Source organism: Kitasatospora papulosa (genome assembly GCF_000717245.1).
Classification (GTDB): Bacteria; Actinomycetota; Actinomycetes; order Streptomycetales; family Streptomycetaceae; genus Streptomyces; species Streptomyces papulosus.
The window spans coordinates 289,582-305,965 of sequence record NZ_JNYQ01000001.1 but is presented as its reverse complement, the minus strand read 5'-3'; the positions used below and the strand labels follow the sequence as shown (position 1 = coordinate 305,965).

The 16,384-nt window shown below is 71.3% G+C and carries 15 protein-coding genes; 10 read left to right on the top strand and 5 right to left on the bottom strand.

All coding sequences use genetic code 11. The features are described 5' to 3' along the window. Positions 1–7 precede the first annotated feature (7 nt). The 3 genes from IA22_RS0101335 to IA22_RS0101325 form a co-directional block, all read right to left on the bottom strand. Positions 8–1,690, bottom strand: coding sequence for a thiamine pyrophosphate-binding protein (locus IA22_RS0101335; RefSeq protein WP_030122485.1), 1,683 nt, complete (start codon positions 1,688–1,690; stop codon positions 8–10). Then, a complete protein-coding gene (gene speB, locus IA22_RS0101330; protein ID WP_030122484.1) occupies positions 1,687–2,655 on the bottom strand; it encodes an agmatinase in 969 nt (322 codons plus the stop codon). Before speB ends, IA22_RS0101335 begins: the two co-directional genes overlap by 4 nt. 101 nt (positions 2,656–2,756) lie before the next feature. Continuing rightward, positions 2,757–4,220, bottom strand: a complete 1,464-nt coding sequence (locus IA22_RS0101325; protein ID WP_014156162.1) for a sodium:solute symporter family protein — start codon at positions 4,218–4,220, stop codon at positions 2,757–2,759. A gap of 125 nt (positions 4,221–4,345) precedes the next feature. Here IA22_RS0101325 and IA22_RS0101320 point away from each other — a divergent pair, with 125 nt between their 5' ends. Further along, positions 4,346–5,815, top strand: coding sequence for a PucR family transcriptional regulator (locus IA22_RS0101320; RefSeq protein WP_030122483.1), 1,470 nt, complete (start codon positions 4,346–4,348; stop codon positions 5,813–5,815). Positions 5,816–5,934: 119 nt separating this feature from the next. Further along, complete coding sequence (locus tag IA22_RS0101315) at positions 5,935–6,933, top strand: hypothetical protein (protein WP_038271719.1); 999 nt, start codon at positions 5,935–5,937, stop codon at positions 6,931–6,933. Positions 6,934–6,993: 60 nt separating this feature from the next. Here IA22_RS0101315 and IA22_RS0101310 read toward each other — a convergent pair whose 3' ends face one another. Next, on the bottom strand, positions 6,994–7,614 hold the full coding sequence (locus IA22_RS0101310; protein WP_030122481.1) for a DUF7691 family protein: 621 nt from the start codon (positions 7,612–7,614) through the stop codon (positions 6,994–6,996). 131 nt (positions 7,615–7,745) lie between these two features. Here IA22_RS0101310 and IA22_RS0101305 point away from each other — a divergent pair, with 131 nt between their 5' ends. After that, a complete protein-coding gene (locus IA22_RS0101305; RefSeq protein ID WP_030122480.1) occupies positions 7,746–8,156 on the top strand; it encodes a RidA family protein in 411 nt (136 codons plus the stop codon). Between the two features lie 13 nt (positions 8,157–8,169). Here IA22_RS0101305 and IA22_RS0101300 read toward each other — a convergent pair whose 3' ends face one another. Continuing rightward, positions 8,170–8,478 carry a hypothetical protein gene (locus IA22_RS0101300; protein ID WP_030122479.1) on the bottom strand — a complete coding sequence of 103 codons (309 nt, stop codon included), beginning with the start codon at positions 8,476–8,478 and terminating at the stop codon, positions 8,170–8,172. Positions 8,479–8,840: 362 nt separating this feature from the next. Here IA22_RS0101300 and IA22_RS0101290 point away from each other — a divergent pair, with 362 nt between their 5' ends. The 7 genes from IA22_RS0101290 to IA22_RS0101260 all read left to right on the top strand — a co-directional run bounded on the left by IA22_RS0101290 (position 8,841) and on the right by IA22_RS0101260 (position 16,328). Continuing rightward, positions 8,841–9,635: a helix-turn-helix domain-containing protein gene (locus IA22_RS0101290; protein ID WP_015577246.1), complete on the top strand. Its 795-nt coding sequence runs from the start codon at positions 8,841–8,843 to the stop codon at positions 9,633–9,635. Continuing rightward, positions 9,625–9,849 (top strand): DUF397 domain-containing protein, encoded by a 225-nt coding sequence (locus IA22_RS0101285; protein ID WP_015577247.1) that lies wholly within the window; start codon positions 9,625–9,627, stop codon positions 9,847–9,849. Before IA22_RS0101290 ends, IA22_RS0101285 begins: the two co-directional genes overlap by 11 nt. Before the next feature lie 335 nt (positions 9,850–10,184). After that, positions 10,185–11,477, top strand: coding sequence for an ABC transporter substrate-binding protein (locus IA22_RS0101280; protein ID WP_015577248.1), 1,293 nt, complete (start codon positions 10,185–10,187; stop codon positions 11,475–11,477). 31 nt (positions 11,478–11,508) lie between these two features. After that, positions 11,509–12,450 (top strand): carbohydrate ABC transporter permease, encoded by a 942-nt coding sequence (locus IA22_RS0101275; protein WP_030122478.1) that lies wholly within the window; start codon positions 11,509–11,511, stop codon positions 12,448–12,450. A gap of 14 nt (positions 12,451–12,464) precedes the next feature. Next, positions 12,465–13,292 (top strand): carbohydrate ABC transporter permease, encoded by an 828-nt coding sequence (locus tag IA22_RS0101270; protein WP_014156150.1) that lies wholly within the window; start codon positions 12,465–12,467, stop codon positions 13,290–13,292. Continuing rightward, positions 13,289–14,341 carry a LacI family DNA-binding transcriptional regulator gene (locus IA22_RS0101265; protein WP_030122477.1) on the top strand — a complete coding sequence of 351 codons (1,053 nt, stop codon included), beginning with the start codon at positions 13,289–13,291 and terminating at the stop codon, positions 14,339–14,341. The genes IA22_RS0101270 and IA22_RS0101265 overlap by 4 nt, the downstream gene beginning before the upstream one ends. 52 nt (positions 14,342–14,393) lie before the next feature. After that, positions 14,394–16,328 (top strand): glycoside hydrolase 5 family protein, encoded by a 1,935-nt coding sequence (locus IA22_RS0101260; protein ID WP_030122476.1) that lies wholly within the window; start codon positions 14,394–14,396, stop codon positions 16,326–16,328. Positions 16,329–16,384 lie beyond the last annotated feature (56 nt).

The window sequence follows — 16,384 nt, the reverse complement described above, 5'->3', positions numbered from 1 at the left end:
TCTTCCACTACAGGTGCGTCGGCTCGAACATCCTGAGCAGCGCGGGGAGCACCACGACCGACGGGCCGGGGGCCGCGAGGGCCTTGGCGAGGTCGGCGGCCAGGGACTCCGGCGACGTACGCACCGCGGGTACGCCGAAGGACTCGGCGAGGGCGACGAAGTCCGGGCGGGAGAGCTCGGTCGCGGTGGCCTCGCCGAAGGCGCCCGTCATGTACTCGCGCAGGATGCCGTAGCCCCCGTCGTCGACGATCAGCCAGGTGACGGGCAGGTCGTACTGCCGCGCGGTGGCGAGCTCGGCGATGGAGTACATCGCGCCGCCGTCACCGGAGACGGCCAGCACCGGCCGGGTGCGGTCGGCGGCTGCCGCGCCGAGCGCAGCCGGGAAGCCGTAGCCGAGGCCGCCCGCGCCCTGCGCCGAGTGCATGGTGTTCGGGTGGCGGGCGTCGAAGGCGGACCAGGCCCAGTAGGCCAGGATCGTCATGTCCCAGAAGCTGGGGGACGTGTCGGGCAGCGCCTCGCGCACGGAGGCCAGCACCTGCTGCTCCAGCGTGAGGTCCTGCGCCGCGATGCGGTCGTGGACCCGCTCCAGGAGCTCGCGCACCCGGTCGGTCGCCGTGGCGTCCTCGCGGGGCTCCACCGCCTCCAGGAGGTCGGCGAGTGCTTCGCGGGCGTCGGAGTGGATGCCGAGTGCGGGGTGGTTGGACTCCAGCTTCCCGGCGTCGGCCTCGATCTGGATCACCCGGCCGCGCGGGGCGAACGTGTGGTAGTTCGACGAGAGCTCGCCGAGCCCGGAGCCGACGACCAGCAGCACGTCGGCGGACTCCAGGAAGTCCGTGGTGTACCGGTCCTCCAGCCAGGACCGGAGGGAGAGCGGGTGCTCCCAGGGGAAGGCGCCCTTGCCGCCGAAGGTCGTGACGACCGGGGCGTCGATCTTCTCCGCGAGCGCGCGCAGCTTGCCGGCCGCGTCGGACCGGACGACCCCGCCGCCGGCGATGATCACCGGGCGTTCGGCGTTCGACAGCAGGTGGGCCGCGACGAGGGTGAGCTCCGGGCGCGGGTACAACGCGCGGGGGGTGGCGTCGAGGGCGCTGACGACGGGCAGGACCGTCCCGGCGAGCAGGACGTCCTGCGGGATCTCCACCCAGACCGGGCCGTGCGGGGCGGTCAGCGCGGACTCCCAGGCGGCGGCGATCGCGGAGGGGATCTGTGACGCCGTGCGGACGGTGTGCACGGACTTCACGATGTCGCGGACGGACGCCTTCTGGTCGCGCAGCTCGTGCAGGTATCCGTGACGTCCGCCGCCGAGCCCCGCGGTGGGGATCTGGCTGGAGATCGCCAGCACGGGTGCCGACGCGGCGGCCGCCTCCTGGAGCGCGGCCAGGGAGGTCAGGGCGCCGGGACCGGTGGAGAGCAGCAGGGGCGCCACCTCACCGGTGATCCGGCCGTAGGCGTCGGCGGCGAAGCCCGCGTTGTTCTCGACGCGCAGCCCGACGTACGAGAGCGAGGAGCGGCGCAGCGCGTCGAACATGCCGAGCGCGTGCTGGCCGGGCAGCCCGAAGACGGTGGTGGCGCCGAGGCCCTGGAGGGTCTCGACGACCAGGTCACCGCCGTTGCGGCCGGGCGGCACGTGCAGCGCCGCCTCCGCCTGCGCGGCGGTGAGCCGCGGCCGGTCGTCGTGGTCGTGGCTCACTTGGTGCGGCCCTCCGCGATCTGGCGGGACATGATCGTCGTCAGCTCGTACGCCGTGTGGGAGGCGGCGACGGAGGTGATCTCCGCGTGATCGTACGCCGGGGCGACCTCGACCAGGTCGGCCGAGACCAGGTGGCAGGAGGAGAGTCCGCGCAGGATCTCCAGGAGTTCGCGGGAGGTGAGGCCGCCGGCCTCGGGGGTGCCGGTGCCGGGGGCGTGCGCGGGGTCCAGGACGTCGATGTCGATGGAGATGTAGAGCGGGCGGTCGCCGATGCGCTGCCGCAGCTGGTCGGCGATCTCGTCGACACCGCGCCGCATGACGTCGGCGGAGGTGACGATGCCGAAGCCCATCTTGGCGTCGTCGGTGAGGTCCTGCTTGCCGTAGAGCGGGCCGCGGGTGCCCACGTGGGACAGGGCCTCCGTGTCGAGGATGCCCTCCTCGACGGCGCGGCGGAACGGGGTTCCGTGGGTGTACTCCGCCCCGAAGTAGGTGTCCCAGGTGTCCAGGTGCGCGTCGAAGTGCAGCAGGGCGACGGGCCCGTGCTTCTTGGCGACGGAACGCAGCAGGGGCAGCGCGATGGTGTGGTCGCCGCCGAGCGTCATCAGCCGGGCGCCGGTCGCGAGCAGGTCGTCGGCGGCGGCCTCGACGGTCTCGACGGCCTCGTTGATGTCGAAGGGGTTCGCGGCGATGTCACCGGCGTCGGCGACCTGGGCGAGGGCGAAGGGCGAGGCGTCCTGCGCCGGGTTGTAGGGGCGCAGGAGGCGCGAGGCCTCCCGGATGGCGTTGCCGCCGAAGCGGGCGCCGGGGCGGTAGGAGACACCGGTGTCGAAGGGCACGCCGACGACGGCGACGTCGGCGGAGCCGACCTCGTCGAGCCGTGGCAGCCGGGCGAACGTCGCGGGTCCGGCGTACCGCGGGATGCGGGAGGAGTCGACGGGGCCGCGCGGCGTCTCGTTGCTGCTCATGGGTGCGGGTGCCTTTCGTTCGGTGATGCACGCCTTGTGGGCGTTCATACGGTATTCAGTCTGCCAGGGCCCGTTCGGGGCCCGGTTTCGGTGGCCGCCGGTCAGACGGTGACCGGGTCCGGGGTGGCCGGCTCCTCGGCCCCGCGCCCGGCAAGCCGTTCGCGCCAGGCGCTCAGCACGGCGGCGTCGGTCGGCTTCGTCGCCAGGGACACGACGACGTACACCGCGAGCGAGGCGAGCAGCCCGTAGTAGACCGGCTCGTTGGCGAGGATCCCGAATCCCGCCATCAGCCCGATCACCGAGGCACCGCCGACGGCCACCGCGGCGAGCGCGCCCGCCGCCGTGCCCCGGCGCCAGAGCAGACCGCCGAGGATCGGCACGAGCAGCCCGCCGACCAGCAGGTTGTAGGCGACGGTCAGTGCCTCGACGACGTTGTTGAGCGCGATGGCGATCACGATGACGGCGACGCCCATGAGGAGGATGAAGGCGCGGTTCCCCTTCACCTCGTCCCGCTCCCCCTCGCCCTCCTTGGCGACCACGCCCCGCAGCCGCGACCAGATGTCGTTGTTGGCCACGGTCGCGCAGGCGATGAGCGCTCCGGAGGAGGTCGACATCACCGCGGCGAGCGCGGCGGCCAGCACCAGGCCCCGCACACCGACCGGCAGTTCGTCCTTCACGATCGTCGCGAACGCGGCGTCGGCGCTGGGCAGCTTCGGGTACATCACCTTGGCGGCGGTGCCGATGACGGCGCCGGCGAGCGCGTACACCAGGCAGTAGGTACCGGCGACGGTCCCGCCCCAGCGGGCCGTGCTGTCGCTGCGGGCGGTGAACACGCGCTGCCAGATGTCCTGTCCGATCAGCATGCCGAAGGTGTAGATCAGGACGTACGTGAAGATCGTCTCGCCGCCGATGCCCAGCGGGTCGAAGTACTCGGTGGGCAGCTTCGCCTTCATCTCGCTGAAGCCGCCGGCCTTGACGACGGCGATCGGCAGGAGCAGGAGCAGCACGCCGATCGTCTTGACGACGAACTGCACCATGTCGGTGATCGTGATCGACCACATGCCGCCGAGCGTCGAGTACGCGACGACGATGGTGCCGCCCAGGACGATCGCGACAGTCCGGTTCACGTCGAACAGGACGTCGAAGATGGTGGCGTAGGCGATGGTCGAGGTGACCGCGAGCATCAGCGTGTACGCCCACATGACGACACCGGAGATGACCCCGGCCCTGCCGCCGTAGCGCAGGTCGAGCATCTCGGAGACGGTGTAGACCTTCAGCCGGGCGATGCGGGCGGAGAAGAAGACGGACAGGGCGAGCAGTCCGAGGCCGATGGTGAAGACCATCCAGGCGCCGGAGAGCCCGTACTGGTAGCCGAGGCCCACGCCGCCGATCGTCGAGGCACCGCCGAGGACGATCGCGGCCATGGTGCCGGAGTACATCCAGGGGCCGAGCCGCCGTCCGGCGACCAGGAACTCGCTCTTGGACCGGGCGCGGCGCATGCCCCACCAGCCCATGGCGAGCATCCCGGCCAGATAGACGACGATCACCGCGTAGTCGACAGCCATGGGCTTCCTCCGTCTCGTTTTCCGCTCAGGGGCCGGATGTGGTGTTGGAGACGGTAGGTGGCCGGAAGCCGACGCTGAAGTGTACGTTTCCTCCATCCTCACTCCGCAGAGTGGATGGAACATCCATGCCGGACTCCCCCGCCGGGCCCCCCACCCCGCCCATCCCGCTGACCGAACTGCTGGCCCGGGAGGAGCTGGGCCTGCGCCGCATCGCCGGCCCGGAACACGCGGACCTGCTGTGGGTGCACACCTCGGAGATGGCCGACCCGTACCCGTACCTGCTCGGCGGCGAACTGCTGCTCACGGCGGGGGTGCAGCTGGCGGACGCGGACACCTACGTCGCCCGGCTCGCGCAGGCGGGGGCGTCGGCGCTGGGCTTCGGGGTGGCACCGGTGCACGACACGGTGCCGCGCGCCCTGGTGGAGGCGTGCGAGCGCCACGGCCTGCCGCTGATCGAAGTGCCGCCCGAGACCCGGTTCACCGCGATCGCGCGGGCGGTCTGGCGGCTCATGGCGGAGGCCCGGCACCGCGAACTGCGCCGGGTGACCCGGGCCCAGCAGGCCCTGGCGACGGCCGCGGCCCGCCCCGATCCCGTACCGGCGGTGCTGCGGCAGCTCGCCGTGCAGCTGGACGCCCGGGCCGAGCTGCTCACGGCGGACGGCGGGGTGCTGCACGCGGCGGGCGGGCACGCGGCACCGGACGTACGGACGGCGCTGGCCCGACTGGCCCGGGTGGTGTCACCGGCGGCCCCCTCGTCCCCCTCCCGGAAGCCGAGCCCGTCGTCCGCGACCGACACCCGAGGCGGCACCCATCTGTTCGCCTACGCCCTCGGCGGGGGCCAGGGACTGGTCCTCACCCTGGCGACACCCCGCCGCGACTCCGGTGACCACACCGTCGCGGGGATCGCCGTCGTGCTGCTGTCCCTGCTCACCGCCCCCCACCAGGGCGCAGACGCGGCGGGCCGTTCGGCCGCGCTCGTACGCCTCCTCCTGGGCGCGGCACCGCAGGACGTCGCACCGCTGCTGGGCGACGGGGACAACGACGACTGGACGGTGGTCCACGCCCGGCGGGCCGACGGCACCCCGCCCGGCTCGCTGAACGCGGGAGCCCTGGGCGCGGCGCTGGGTTCGGCGCTGTCGGACTTGGACCGGGAGACCGTACGGGTGCTGCTCCCCGGTCACCAGGGGGCGGTTGCCCCCCAGCCCGGCTGGACCCTCGGCGTCTCGGGCCCTTCCACGGTCGCCGCCCTGCCCGACGCCGACACCCAGGCGTCCCGCGCCCTGGGCCACGCGGAGGCGACCCGCACCCCGCTCGGCAACCACCGGCCGGGCGCCGGGGGCCTGGCCGACCTCGTCCCCGCCGACCGCGCCGAGGCCCACGCCCGAGCCCTGCTGGCCCCGCTCACCGAACCGCTGGCCGAGACGCTGCGCTGCTGGCTGAGCCTGCACGGCAGCTGGGACCGCACGGCGGTGGCGCTCAAGGTCCACCGCAACACGGTCCGCCAGCGCATCGCGCGGTGCGCGGCGCTGCTGGACGTGGACCTGGACGACATGGACGTGCGGACCGAGCTGTGGTTCGCGCTGCGGCAGGGATGACCGGCCGGACGCGTCCCGAGCCCTGGCGCCGGGATCGGCCCGGGATCCCCCGGCCCGGCGACCTGATCATCTATTAGAATGAGATCACGTACGTGGGCATGTACCTCGGAGGCGCACTTATGGTCCACGTTCCACGACCCGGGCACACGACGGCACCGGCCGACTCACCGCCGGTCATCGGCGCGGACACGGAGTCCGAGCGGATCGCTCAGGCACTGGCACCCCGTGACAGGGGAAACCTTCCCGCACTCAGCGCACAGCCACTCATCCGCCTCGACGCCTACGTGGCGGAGGACGGCTCGACGGTGGTCAACGGCCACCTCCTGACGATGGGCGGCACCCGCCCGCCCAACGAGGCGATCCTCGACGCCGTGGCCATGTTCGCCCGCACCCTGGGGACGCCGGTGGCGGCGACCGTCATCGACCGCAGCGTGCGCCAGGTCGCGCGGCTCCGGGTGCATCCCGACGGCTCCAGCCGGACCATCGCCGAGGAGGAGGACCTGCCTCCCGGGCGCGAGCGAACCACCGCCGAGGAGCGGACGTTCCCACCGCTCGCCCGGGTCGAGCGGATCATCCAGCACGCGAAGCGCGAGGAACTGCACGCCGCGTTCGTCCTCGCCGGCGCGCTGCGGGAACACCTGACCCTGCGCCGGGGCGCGGAGGACGAACTGTCGCTGGAGGCACGGGCGATCGAGGCGTACATCGCCTTTCGCCGCGGCGACTACTCGACCTCCACAGGACTCGCGTTGACCGTCGCACGCATCCGCTGCGGCAGCGATCTGCACCGGGCCGTGCCCGAGGTGGCCCGCGCCACCGCGGCGTGGCAACGGCTCCAGGACCAGACTCAGGTGGCGACCAGAGGACAGGAACTGCTGCACATGTGGGAGAAGTTGTCCGCGGAGGGATTACTGCGGGAACCGTCCCACCGCGCCATGGCCCAGGCCGTCCGCAGCCGGATGGAAAGGGGCACTCAGTACCCGGAGACCCCGGCCACCGCCCCTGCTCCCGCAGCCCTGCCCGCGGCACCGGAGGCCGTCGCCCCCGAGGACGCACCTCTCGCACCCACTCGGAGAGGACTGCGGCGCTTCACCAGGCTGATAGGGCGATCGGAGGGCTGAACCCGGACCACGACGCGTGAACGTCCGAGGAGCGACCGCCTCGGCGCACCCTCTCCGGCTTCAGGAGCGGAAGCCGATGACGCCGTATCCAGGTCGTGCTTCCGCCTGCCGCATCCAGTCGAGGCACTGCATGACGGCGTCCACGACCTCGGGTTCCAAGGGCGGGGCCTGCCCCGACTCGTCCACCGCGCGCTTGGTGGCCTCGAACTGCCGGAGCGCTTCGGCGATCGCCTCCGGCGCCCACTCCCCGCAGCCCGGCGTGTAGGCGTACGGCAGGGGTGCGGGCGGAGCGCCATGGCCGAAGTCGTCCACGGACACGGCGGTGACACCCAGGGCTCGCAGACCCTGATCGACGACCGACAGCCAGTCGCCCCTGTGCGGAGTGAAGCAGTCGTTGGGCAGGAACGAACCGCTGAGCTCGCAAAGCCGCCGGTAGGCGTAGCCGTACTGGAAGGCGTGGTTCCGGTCCTCGCTGAAGGGCCCGCCGTAGATGACCGCGCGCAGCGCCTCGTCCGCGGTGGGTGCGCCTTTCTCTATCTCGTGACGGTGATAGTCGTCGTCACGAGCCAGGTCATCCCTGAATCCACCGCGTACCGCCGTCAGGAAGTCGTCGTCACGGCAGCCGATCAGGGCGTTCGTAGCGGCCACGTCGAGCAGGTAGAGACTCAGGGAGGAACTCATGGGGCCACGCTAAGCGATGCCCGGGGCCGTCCCGCGAGAGGTACCGGCCACGCGGAGAAAATGGGGAGGATGCCCCGGCAGGAGTCTGCTAGACATACGAATTCACTCCCAGCCTCCAGGATTTGGATGCCATGCCCCGCGCCGTCACACTCATCCGTTCCACCTCCCTCTCCGACGTGGCCGAGTACGCCTACGCCGCCACCGCCCCCGCCGAGGCCCGGCTTATCTTCCTCGCCGGTGCGTGCCCGCTGAACGAGGACGGTTCGACGGCGGCGGTGGGCGACTACGCGGGCCAGGCCGCGAAGGCGTTCGAGAACATGCGCACCGCCCTCACCGACGCGGGCGCCTCCCTGGAGGACGTCATCAGCACGCGGGTGCTCGTCGCGTCCTCGCGGCAGGAGGACCTGGTGGCCGCATGGGGCGTGGTCCGGGCCGGCTTCGGCGACCACGACGCCCCGAGCACCCTGTTGGGCGTCACGGTCCTCGGGTACTACGACCAGCTCGTGGAGATCGAGGCGGTCGCAGCGGTGCTCGACGACTGAGAGCCGTCGCCGCTCAGCGCTCGGGGCCGGCACCCGGAGCCGCGAGGCGCGCACCCCGGCTCCGGGCGATCCGGTGCACGTCGCGCAGCGACTCGGCCAGGCGCGCCACCACGTAACGGAGTTGCGCTGCGGTCACCTGCCGGTCGTCGAGCATGTCGGCGGCGTGGGCGAGGAGTTCGGCCGCCATGTCGAGCTGAACGCTCTCGACGTCGTCCGCGACCCGGGAGACGTGCCCCGTGCCGCCGCCGAGGACGTAGCAGGGCTTGCCCTCCGGACCGGCCCACGGCAGCAGTCGTGCCGACTCGGGGATGCGGCGGGTCATACGATCCGCCCCAGACCGCACCCCGGGCAGGGCCTGATGTCGATCCCGTACATCGCGAGCCACAGCGGGCGCTCCCGCAACGACTCGGACGACACAGGCGCGGGAGGAGGGGGCACCCGGAAGTCCGCAGGGACCGGCGGGACCGGCTGAAGGCGACGCAGCAGCGCCTCAAGGATGCGGATGGTGCAGTGCAGCACGTCGTCAACTCCGTTGCGTGGACGGGCGATGCGCGAGGTCGCGTCCTGGGGCCGGGACCTGGCCATCTGTCGCTGAGTAGCGACCCACTCACAGAGTGGGACGGGCGACGCTAGGCTCGCCAGGGGGTCGTTGGTGACAAATGGTTCGTCACACTGGAGCTGACGTTGAGTAACAGCTATGGGGACTGGTTCAAGGAACAGCGCGTAGCCGCAGGACTGACCCAGCAGGAGTTGGCGGACGCGGCAGTCATGACGCGTTCGCACATCGCGCACATCGAGGCGGGACGTCGTATGCCGTCGAAGGAGGACGCGCGACGGCTGGACAAGGCTCTGAACACGGGGAATGTACTGAGCAACTTCCTGCCGGAGGACGACGCGGCGGTAGCCGACTACTTCGAGGCGGCCCGGCAGTTCGAACGCCAGGCAACAATGATCCGCGAATACGCCCTGACGTTCATGCCTGGCATCCTGCAGACGGAACGCTATGCCAGGGCAGTTCTCAGCACCGCGTTCCCTCCCAGGAGTGAAGCGGAATGTGACAGGCACGTTGTCACACGCCTGGAACGAGCCAAGATCCTCACCGATTCGGTGGCACCCGTGGTCTGGGCACTGCTCGACGAGGCGACGCTACGACGTCCGGCCGGCGGCCCGGAGGTCATGGCCGAACAGATCATGCACATGGTCCACCTGGGCGAGTGCGGCCGGGTTCGCGTACACGTCCTGCCCCTGGGCGTCGGCATCCACCCCATCAGCCAGGGCATGCTCTCGCTCATGTCCTTCGAGGATCAGCCGCCTGTCGCGTACAGCGAGGGCCTGTCGACGGGGAAGATTCACGAATCTCCGGCCGTTGTCGCCCGGTTGCAGGACATCTACGCTCTCGCATTGAGCGACGCACTTCCACAGAGAGAGTCACTCGCCATGTTGCGAGCGGCGGCTAAGGACTATGGACATGAGGATTGAACGCGCGATCCCGGACGCGTCCGCGCTGCACGGATGGCGGAGGTCGACGCACAGCGGTCCGGAATCAGGCAGCTGCGTAGAGGTCCTGGACGGCCACCCCTCCGGCGTCCCCGTCCGCGACTCCAAGACGCCCCAGGGGCCCGCCCTGTTGATACCGACCGCAGGCTGGTCGTCCTTCGTCGCCGCCGTCAAGGCCGAGCACTTCTCCGCCTGAGCCGCACTCCCCCGCCCCGGCTGGAGTCGCGGGCAGGCAGGGTGTCCGAGTGGTCCCGATCGGGGGCACGTCGAACGTCGGGGAGCCGGCCGTCGCCCAGGCCGGACCGCGTAAGCCTCGCGGCCGCCTGAACCGCTCACCACGCCCGGGCGGGCCCGCAGCACACAGCCCGGTCGGGCCCGCAACGGACAGCGCGCGGCCCGCCCGAAATGTCGCCCTTTCCAGCATGCGCAACCGGGGGTTGACCATTCCTTCTCCCGCCCCTAGGTTTCTCGCAACCCGCTGGTACATCGATTAACCATTCTGGTTAACGTCCTGGTTGGAGACATCCCGCTGTGCGCTCACCCCTGAGTCGGCGCGGTTTCCTTGCCGCTGGTTCCGGCCTCGCCGCCGCTGCCGCGCTGCCCGCAATGTCCGGCTGTTCCACGCTCGCCTCGGCCGATTCCGACCCCGGCACGCTCGTCGTCCACACCCAGCTCGGCACCACCGCGCCGGGCTCGCCCACGTACACCGCCGCCGTGAAGGACTTCGAGAAGGAGAACCCGGGACTCCGGGTCAAGAACCTCGTCAACGGCGACGACCTCCCCCAGGTCTACGAGACCTCACGGCTGGCCCGTAAGGAGCCGGACGTGGTCATGGTCAACCTGTACGACAAGACGCTCGCCTGGACCGACGTCGGCGCCACCGTCGACGTGAAGGACTACCTGGACGACTGGGGCCTGCGCGACCGCGTCCTGCCCGCCGCACTCACCGAGTGGACCGACGACGAGGGCAGGATCCGCGCCTTCCCCTACTTCGCCGCCAACTGGCCGGTCGCCTTCAACACCCACCTGCTCGACCGCGCCGGTGTCGGCGCGATCCCCACCACCGGGGACCAGCTCATCGGTGCCGCGCGGAAGCTGCGGGCCAAGGGCATCGCACCGGTGACCGTCGGCGGCAACGACTGGACGGGGCAGAAGCTGCTCGCCCAGATCATCCAGACCTTCCTCACCCCGGAGGAGGCCCGGCAGGTCTACACGACCGGGGACTTCAGCGGGAGCCGGGGCGCCCGTGCGGGCATCGACTACTTCGTGACGCTCCGGGACGCCGGTGTCTTCGCCGACAAGGCGCAGGGGCTGACCTCCGACTCGATGACCACGCAGTACAACACGGAGGCGGCGGCCATCCAGTCCGCGATGTCCTCCGCCCTGGCCAAGGTCCCGGCGAAGACGGCCGGGCACACCGAGATCGGGGGCTGGCCGCTCGCTCCGGGCGCCGCCCACGAGAAGCCGACCATCCTGCGCTCGTTCACCCTCATCGGCTTCTGGATCAGTCCCAACGGCGTCAGGAAGCTGTCCTCGGTCGAGAAGTTCGTCCGCTTCATGTACCGCCCCGACATCGTGTCGCGCTTCATCACCGAGAGCGGCCGGGACATGGCACTGGTGACCGACACGGTCAGCAAGGACTTCCCGCTGGTCGCCGAGGCCCAGCAGCTCGGCGACCGGGTCGGCCAGGCGCTCCTGCCCGACCTCTACGTCCCGCCGACCGCGACCCAGCCGCTGATCACCGCGACCAGCACCGCCTTCACCCGGGGGACGAGCGCGGCCTCCGTGCGCTCCGCCCTGGAATCCGCCTACCGCACGGCCTGATCCGCGCGCCCGAGCCTTTGCGAGTCCTCCTATGACGATGCTCTCGTCCGCCCCGGGCGGCGCCTCGGTCCGCGGACCGGTCACTCCCCCGCCGTCCGCCTCCGTCACGAAGCGCCGTACGCAGGGCGGGGTCATCCTCGCCGTGCCCGCGCTGGCCTGGTACCTGGTCTTCAGGGTCGGCCCGCTGGTCGCCATCTTCGTCATCGCGGCCCTGCACTGGCCGGGCATGCTCCAGCCGGTGTCGTTCGCCGGTACCGGCAACATCAGCGCGGTCCTGGACGACCCGGTCTTCTGGGACGCCGTGCAGAACACCGCCGTGCAACTCGTCGTGGCCGTGCCGCTGATGATCGTCGGCGCGTACATGCTCGGGTACTACGTCGCCCAGAAGCCGCCGGGGCACCGCGTCCTGCGGTACCTGCTCTTCATCCCCGGGCTGATCTCCACCCCCGCCAAGGCGATGGTGTTCTACGCGGTCCTGTCCCCGGACGGCCTGCTCAACGGCGCTCTGGACAAGGTGGGCCTCGGCTCGATGACCGACGCCTGGCTCGCCTCGCCGTCCACGGCGCTCGGCTCCCTCATCCTCCTGGACGTGTGGAGCGGCATCGGGTTCACCGCCGTGCTGTTCGCGGCCCGGCTCGGCAGCGTGCCGGACGAGATCGGTGAGGCCGCGCAGCTCGACGGGGCCGGTCACTGGCGCGCCATGTGGCGCATCCACTTCCCCGTCATCCGCGACTTCGTCGGCGTCGTGACGATGCTCCAGTTCCTCTGGACGCTGTTCGGCTCCGCGCAGAACGTCCTGCTGCTGACCCAGGGCGGCCCGGGGAGCTCGTCGACGACGTTGTCCTTCCTCGTCTACCAGAAGGCGTTCATCGCGGCCGACCTCGGCTACAGCCAGACCGTCGGAGTGGTCCTCTTCCTGGTGGGACTGGCCGGGCTGCTCACCATCCGTCGCGTCTTCCGCCAGAACTACTGATCGGAGCAGGTCCCATGAAGTTCGGAAGGTCCTGGCTGCCGGCGCACATCTTCGCCTGGCTGTACATGGTGCTGCTGGTCGTCCCCCTCTACTACCTGCTGGTCTCGGCGTTCAAGACGAACGACCAGATCTTCGGGAGCCCGTTCTCCCTGCCCACCTCCTTCTCCACCGCCAACTTCACCGAGTCGTTCTCCTCCGCGCACCTCGGGCCGGCGATCCTCAACTCGATGCTCGTGACCGCGCTGGCGCTGGTGCTCACCCTGGCGCTCGCGATACCCGCCGCGTTCGCCATCGCGCGTGCCGAGGGCCGTCTCGGGGCCCTGGTGGAGCGGGTGTTCTCGCTGGGCTTCCTGATCCCCACGTTCGCGGCCCTCTTCCCCACGTTCCTGCTGGCCGCCGCCACCGGGCTGTTCCACACCCGGGCGTTCATGGTGCTGTTCCTGCCGGCCACGGCGATGCCGCTGTCCGTCGTCATCCTCGTGCAGTTCATGCGGACGATCCCGCGCGAGATGGAGGAGGCGGCGCGGATGGACGGGGCGTCCACCTTCGCCGTCCTGCGGCACGTCTACACGCCGATGTGCATGCCGGGCATCGCGACGATCCTGCTGCTGAACTTCCTGACCTTCTGGAACGAGTACCTCTACTCGCTGGTCATCATCGGTCCCGACCCGGACCTGCGGACGGTGCAGGTCGCCCTGCCGACGCTCAAGTCCCTGACGGGGACGGACTACGGCATTCTTACCGCGGGCACGGTGCTGACCCTGGTCCCGGTCTGGGTGGTCTACACCGTGCTCCAGAAGCGGATGCAGCAGGCCCTCGTCAGCGGAGCGGTGAAGATGTGAACAAGCGTCTCGAAGGGCGTGCTCCCGCGCGCCCCACGATCAAGGCCGTGGCCGCCGCCGCGGGGGTGTCGACCGCGGCGGTCTCCCAGGCCGTCAACGGCACCGGCCGGATCTCGGAGGCCACCCGCCGCCGGGTCCTGGACGCGGCCACGGAGCTCGGCTGGTCCCCCAGCGCCTCCGCGACCGCGTTGCGCCGGGCCCGTACGCGCACGATCGCGCTCGTCGTCCGGCGGCCCACCGACGTGCTGGGCTCCGACCCGCACTTCAGCGAGCTGATCACCGGTCTGGAGGGAGAGCTCGCCCCGCGCGGCTACGGTCTGCTGCTCCACCTGGTCGCCGACATGGCCCAGGAGAGCGCGCTGTACGAACGCCTGGTCGCCGAGGGCCGTATAGACGGCGCCGTGCTGACCGACGCCCGCGCCGACGACCCGCGTCCGGACCTGCTGCGCGGCCTCGGGCTGCCCGCCGTGCTGCTGGGCGCCCCCGACGCCGGATCGCCGGTGCCCCGGGTGGGCCTGGGGCAGCAGGGGGCCGGCATACGGGAGGCGGTCGGCCATCTGCTGGAGCTCGGCCACCGGCGGGTCGCGTACGTCGCGGGACCGGCCGAACTGCTGCACACCCGGCTGCGCCTAGCCGCGTTCGAGGAGGCCCTCGCAGGGGCGGGGCTGAGCCCGGTCGCCGTGCGGCACAGCGACTTCACCGAGCGGGCCGCCGTCGACGTCACCGAGGAACTGCTCGCCCTGCCCGGCCGCCCGACCGCGCTCGTGTTCCCCAACGACTCCATGGCCGTCTGCGGCATCGGCACGGCGCAGCGCTCCGGGCTCCGCGTGCCGGACGACCTGTCGGTGGTCGGCTACGACAACCTCTCGCTCGGCCGCTGGGTCCACCCCCGGCTGACCACCGTCGACCAGCAGGTGCAGCGCGTCGGTGCGGCCGCCGCGCGCACCCTCCTCGCCGGCTGCGGCGAGGACGTGCCCCCGCCCGTGCTCGACGGCCGCCCGCGTCTGGTCGTACGCGAGTCGACCGGCCCCGTGCCGTCCCCGACCTGAACCACCGCACCGCACCCTCACCCCCCGCACAGCGAAGAGGACCTGTAGAACCATGCGACGCCACAGCGCCCAGCTCACCCACGACTCCGCCGTCCTCCCGTGGCTCGGCGCCAACTTCTGGTCCCGTACCGGTGGTCCGCTGATGTGGCGGAACTACGAGCCGAGGACGGTGCGCGAGGAGCTGGGTGTGCTCAGGGAGCACGGTCTGAACATGACCCGGTCCTTCTTCTACTGGCCCGACTTCCATCCGGAGCCGGGTCGGATCGACGAGGAACTCTGCGACCGGTTCCGCGACTTCCTGGACGCGCACCACGAGCTGGGCATGGGCACGGTCCCCACCTTCATCGTCGGCCACATGTCGGGGGAGAACTGGGACCCGGCCTGGCGCGGGGACCGGGATCTGTACGAGGACGTGTGGCTCGTCGGCCGGCAGGCGTGGTTCGTCTCGCAGATGACCCGCCGTTTCAAGGACCACCCGGCGGTCACGGGCTGGCTGATCACGAACGAGATGCCCGGCTACGGCCGGATCTACCAGGTCGACCCGCCGTCGAGCGATGTCGTCACCGCCTGGGCGCAGTTCATGTGCGACGCCGTGCGCGCGGCGGGCGGCACCCAGCCGGTGTCGCTCGGTGACGGAGCCTGGGGCATCGAGGTGACCGGCCGCGACAACGGTTTCTCGCTGCGGGAGACCGCCGAGTACGTCGACTTCGTGGGGCCGCACGTCTACCGCTCGGACACGGACCGGCCGCGCCAGCACTACCGGGCCGCGTTCGAGTGCGAGCTGGCCGCCGTCACGGGGCAGCCGGTCGTCCTGGAGGAGTTCGGGCTCTCCACCGACGTCGTCTCCGCCGCGAACGCCGGGATCTTCTACCGGCAGACGCTGCACAACTCGCTGCTCGGCGGGGCGACCGGCTGGATGGCGTGGAACAACACGGACTACGACGACCTGTGGGAGCAGTCGCCGTACGACCACCATCCCTTCGAGATGCACTTCGGGATCACCGACAGCTCCGGGCGCCCCAAGGAGCCGCTGCGCGAGCTGGCGTCCTTCGCGAAGGTCCTGGAGCGGGTCGACTTCCCGCGCTGCCGCCGCACCGACGCGGACGCCGCGCTCGTGGTGCCGTCCTTCCTGGAGCGCGGGTACCCGTACAGCCGGCCCGCTGACCGTCCGCTGATCTTCAGCTCGCTGCACCAGGGCTACGTGGCGGCGCGGGGCGCCGATCTGCCGGTGGCGTTCGCCCGTGAGGCGGACGGGCTGCCGGACGACGCCTCGCTGTACCTGCTGCCCTCGACCCGTCAGCTCACCACCCGCACGCGCCGGGACCTGGAGCGCCGGGCCAGGGAGGGGGCGACGGTCTACCTGTCGTTCTGCTCGGGCGAGTACCCGACGACCCGCGGCCCGTGGTTCCACGACCTGGACGGGCTGTTCGGGGTGGAGCTCCAGCTGTCCTACGGGATCGCGGAGCCGATCGAGGACGACGTCCTGGAGATGACGTTCACCGAGGACTTCGGGTCGATAGCGGCGGGTGAGGTGCTGACGTTCCCGGTCGCGGGCAACGAGGACAGCCGTGCCTATCTGCCCGTCGTCCCGGACGGCGCGCGGGTCGTCGCGACGGACGCGCACGGCCGTCCGGCGCTGCTGCGGTACGAGACGGGCGCGGGCAGGACGGTCCTGGCGACGTATCCGCTGGAGCACATGGCGGCGCGCACCGCGCGCGCCAATCCGGAGCGGACGCACCGGCTGTACGCGGCCCTGGCCGAACTGGCGGGCGCCGCGCGCCCGGTGACGGTCGAGACCCCGTACGTCAGCGCGGACACGCTGGTGCACGAGGACGGTACGCGTTTCGTGTGGCTGGTGAGCCAGTCCGGCGAGGAGCTGACCGTGCGCCCCGCGGCGGACGGGGAGCTGCGCGAGCTGACCGGCGGGGAACCGGTGCGGGACGTGACGCTGGCCCCGTACGGGGTGCACGTGCTCGAACTGCGCTGATCCGCCCCCGCCCTTCCCTGCTTCCCGATCTCTCGACCTCCCGACCTCCCGACCTC

Coding starts and splice junctions, on each gene's coding strand:
- speB (WP_030122484.1), bottom strand. CDS start 2,655: ATGAGCAGCAACGAGACGCCGCGCGGCCCCGTCGACTCCTCCCGCATC.
- IA22_RS0101325 (WP_014156162.1), bottom strand. CDS start 4,220: ATGGCTGTCGACTACGCGGTGATCGTCGTCTATCTGGCCGGGATGCTC.
- IA22_RS0101320 (WP_030122483.1), top strand. CDS start 4,346: ATGCCGGACTCCCCCGCCGGGCCCCCCACCCCGCCCATCCCGCTGACC.
- IA22_RS0101315 (WP_038271719.1), top strand. CDS start 5,935: ATGGTCCACGTTCCACGACCCGGGCACACGACGGCACCGGCCGACTCA.
- IA22_RS0101310 (WP_030122481.1), bottom strand. CDS start 7,614: ATGAGTTCCTCCCTGAGTCTCTACCTGCTCGACGTGGCCGCTACGAAC.
- IA22_RS0101305 (WP_030122480.1), top strand. CDS start 7,746: ATGCCCCGCGCCGTCACACTCATCCGTTCCACCTCCCTCTCCGACGTG.
- IA22_RS0101300 (WP_030122479.1), bottom strand. CDS start 8,478: ATGACCCGCCGCATCCCCGAGTCGGCACGACTGCTGCCGTGGGCCGGT.
- IA22_RS0101285 (WP_015577247.1), top strand. CDS start 9,625: ATGAGGATTGAACGCGCGATCCCGGACGCGTCCGCGCTGCACGGATGG.
- IA22_RS0101275 (WP_030122478.1), top strand. CDS start 11,509: ATGACGATGCTCTCGTCCGCCCCGGGCGGCGCCTCGGTCCGCGGACCG.
- IA22_RS0101270 (WP_014156150.1), top strand. CDS start 12,465: ATGAAGTTCGGAAGGTCCTGGCTGCCGGCGCACATCTTCGCCTGGCTG.
- IA22_RS0101260 (WP_030122476.1), top strand. CDS start 14,394: ATGCGACGCCACAGCGCCCAGCTCACCCACGACTCCGCCGTCCTCCCG.